Annotated in this window: 2 tRNA genes and 2 rRNA genes; all 4 read left to right on the top strand. The window is 49.2% G+C overall.

The annotated features are described in order from the left end of the window. A 16S ribosomal RNA gene (locus JKK62_RS00160) occupies window positions 1-217 on the top strand; the annotation flags it as partial. A gap of 114 nt (window positions 218-331) precedes the next feature. Then, window positions 332-407, top strand: a tRNA-Ala gene (locus tag JKK62_RS00155). A gap of 36 nt (window positions 408-443) precedes the next feature. After that, a tRNA-Ile gene (locus JKK62_RS00150) sits at window positions 444-520 on the top strand. Window positions 521-881: 361 nt separating this feature from the next. Beyond that, window positions 882-3,265, top strand: a 23S ribosomal RNA gene (locus tag JKK62_RS00145); the annotation flags it as partial.

Raw genomic sequence — 3,265 nt, 5'->3', positions numbered from 1 at the left:
CCTGCATGAAGTCGGAATTGCTAGTAATCGCGGATCAGCATGCCGCGGTGAATACGTTCCCGGGCCTTGTACACACCGCCCGTCACACCATGGGAGCCGGTAATACCCGAAGTCAGTAGTCTAACGCAAGAGGACGCTGCCGAAGGTAGGATTGGCGACTGGGGTGAAGTCGTAACAAGGTAGCCGTATCGGAAGGTGCGGCTGGATCACCTCCTTTCTATGGAGACCTGACTGAATGAAATAAATCAGTCTAACATCCAAGGTCAGCATTACGAAAAGTTTGACTTGCAATCGTTGTTCAATTTTCAGGGTCCTAGCCCTGAGAAGATATGGGGGTATAGCTCAGCTGGGAGAGCACCTGCTTTGCAAGCAGGGGGTCTGCGGTTCGATCCCGCATATCTCCACCATGAGGCTTAATTGACTCAACACAAAATAACTAACATGGGCTTATAGCTCAGCCGGTTAGAGCGTCCGCCTGATAAGCGGGAGGTCGGTGGTTCGAGTCCACTTAAGCCCACCAGATAAGAAAAGCCGAGGCGCGGAGCCCGGGAATAACGACTGACGAGGACTAAGCTGTGGAGTTGCCCAAAGCAACGGAACAGATTAGACGAGTGGGAGTTATTAACGGAACAGCGGAGCGCAACGAGGCCGGACATCTTATCACAAGTACCTTGAAAACTGAATAAAGATAGCAGATAAAGAGAAAAGTATTGTTTATCAACAGTTAAACTCAAACCTCAATTAAAATGGTAAATGTTTACGAAGGTAAAAATACTGCAATTTCTGAATGGGTAAAATAAGTTGTAAAAACAGCCTATTTTCAAAATTACGAAGAACCAAAGTATCTCACTTCCGATTGTGAAAGCAGTCGGAAAAATAATGGTCAAGCTACAAAGAGCACAAGGGGAATGCCTTGGCACCGAGAGCCGATGAAGGACGTGACTAACTGCGATAAGCCACGGGGAGTTGTAAGTGAACGTTATATCCGTGGATTTCCGAATGGAGCAATCCGGCAAGAGGAAAGTCTTGTCATCATATACTGAATCAATAGGTATATGAGGGGAACCGCCTGAACTGAAACATCTAAGTAGGGCGAGGAAAAGAAATCAACAGAGATTCCGCCAGTAGTGGCGAGCGAACGCGGAAGAGGCCAAACCGAGAGTAGTAATACTTTCGGGGTTCGGACAGAATACGGTATTGAAAATTTTTAGCCGAATGACATGGGAAGGTCAATCAAAGAAGGTGAGAATCCTGTAGGCGAAAAGAATTTTCAGCCATCTGTATCCAGAGTACCGCCGGACACGTGAAACCCGGTGGGAATACGGGGGGACCATCCTCCAAGCCTAAATACTACTCGGTGACCGATAGAGAAGAAGTACTGTGAAGGAAAGGTGAAAAGCACCCCTGGCGGGGAGTGAAAGAGAACCTGAAACCTTGTGTTTACAAGCACCGAAAGTCCGTCAACGGACGATCGGGTACCTTTTGTAGAATGGTCCGGCGAGTGAATGTATTTGGCAAGGTTAAGCACTTCAGGTGCGGAGCCGCAGCGAAAGCAAGTCTGAACAGGGCGTATGAAGTCAAATGTATTCGACCCGAAACCGGGTGACCTACCCATGGCCAGGCTGAAGTAAAGGTAAAACTTTATGGAGGGCCGAACCGACTCCCGTTGAAATGGTAGCGGATGAGTTGTGGGTAGCGGAGAAATTCCAATCGAACCCGGAGATAGCTGGTTCTCTCCGAAATAGCTTTAGGGCTAGCCTTGAAATAGATTACTGCAGGTAAAGCACTGAATTGGCTAGGGGCCGAGAGGTTACTGAACCTTATCAAACTAAGAATGGCAGATAATCGTTTTTCAGGAGTCAGACAGTGTGAGATAAGTCTCATTGTCAAAAGGGAAAGAGCCCAGACCCACAGCTAAGGTCCCAAATCATAGTTAAGTGGAAAACGATGTGGAATTGCTTAGACAACCAGGATGTTGGCTTAGAAGCAGCCACTCATTAAAAGAGTGCGTAATAGCTCACTGGTCGAGTGATTCTGCGCGGAAAATTTAACGGGGCTAAACTATGAACCGAAGCTTGGGATACCGTAAGGTATGGTAGGAGAGCGTCGTATACGGGGTGAAGTCAGAGCGAAAGCGCTGGTGGACTGTATACGAGTGAGAATGCCGGAATAAGTAGCGAGAATTAAGTGAGAATCTTAATGGCCGAAAGTCTAAGGTTTTTGGAGGAAGGTTCGTCCGCTCCAAGTAAGTCGGGAGCTAAGGTCAGGCCGAAAGGCGTAGCCGATGCACATACGGTTGATATTCCGTAACCATCTGCAATTTAAGCATAGGGACACTTGAAAAGGGTGTGACCCGGGCGTTGGTTGACCCGGGCGCAAGGGACCGAAATTAGAGTAGGGAAGCACACTTAGATCAAGGCGAGAAAAGCTATGTGTATAGAAGCAGATGCCCGTACCGCAAACCGACACAGGTGGACAGGAAGAGAATTCTAAGGCCAGCGGGAGAAGGGTAGTTAAGGAACTCGGCAAATTGACTCCGTAACTTCGGAATAAGGAGTGCTCGAAAGAGCCGCAGAGAATAGGCCCAGGCGACTGTTTAGCAAAAACACAGGTCTCTGCCAAATCGAAAGATGAAGTATAGGGGCTGACACCTGCCCGGTGCCGGAAGGTTAAGAGGAGATGTGCAAGCATTGAATTGAAGCCCCGGTAAACGGCGGCCGTAACTATAACGGTCCTAAGGTAGCGAAATTCCTTGTCGGGTAAGTTCCGACCCGCACGAATGGTGTAACGATCTGGGCACTGTCTCAACTACCCACCCGGCGAAATTGTAGTACCGGTGAAGATGCCGGTTACCTGCGGCAAGACGGAAAGACCCCATGGAGCTTTACTGTAGCCTGATATTGGGTTTCGGTAATCTATGTACAGGATAGGCGGGAGACTGGGAAGCTAAGGCGTCAGCTTTAGTGGAGTCAATGTTGGGATACCGCCCTTAGGTTTCTGGAATTCTAACCTGCGGCCGTGAATCCGGTCGGGGGACATTGTCAGGTGGGCAGTTTGACTGGGGCGGTCGCCTCCTAAAGAGTAACGGAGGCGCTCAAAGGTTGGCTCAGTACGGACGGAAACCGTGCATTTGAGTGTAAACGCAGAAGCCAGCCTAACTGCGAGCGTGACGGCGCGAGCAGTAACGAAAGTTGGAGTTAGTGATCCGGCGGTATGTGAATGGAAATGCCGTCGCTCAACGGATAAAAGCTACCCTGGGGATAAC

Source organism: Ruminococcus difficilis, assembly GCF_016680995.1.
This window is presented reverse-complemented; position numbering and strand designations above follow the sequence as displayed.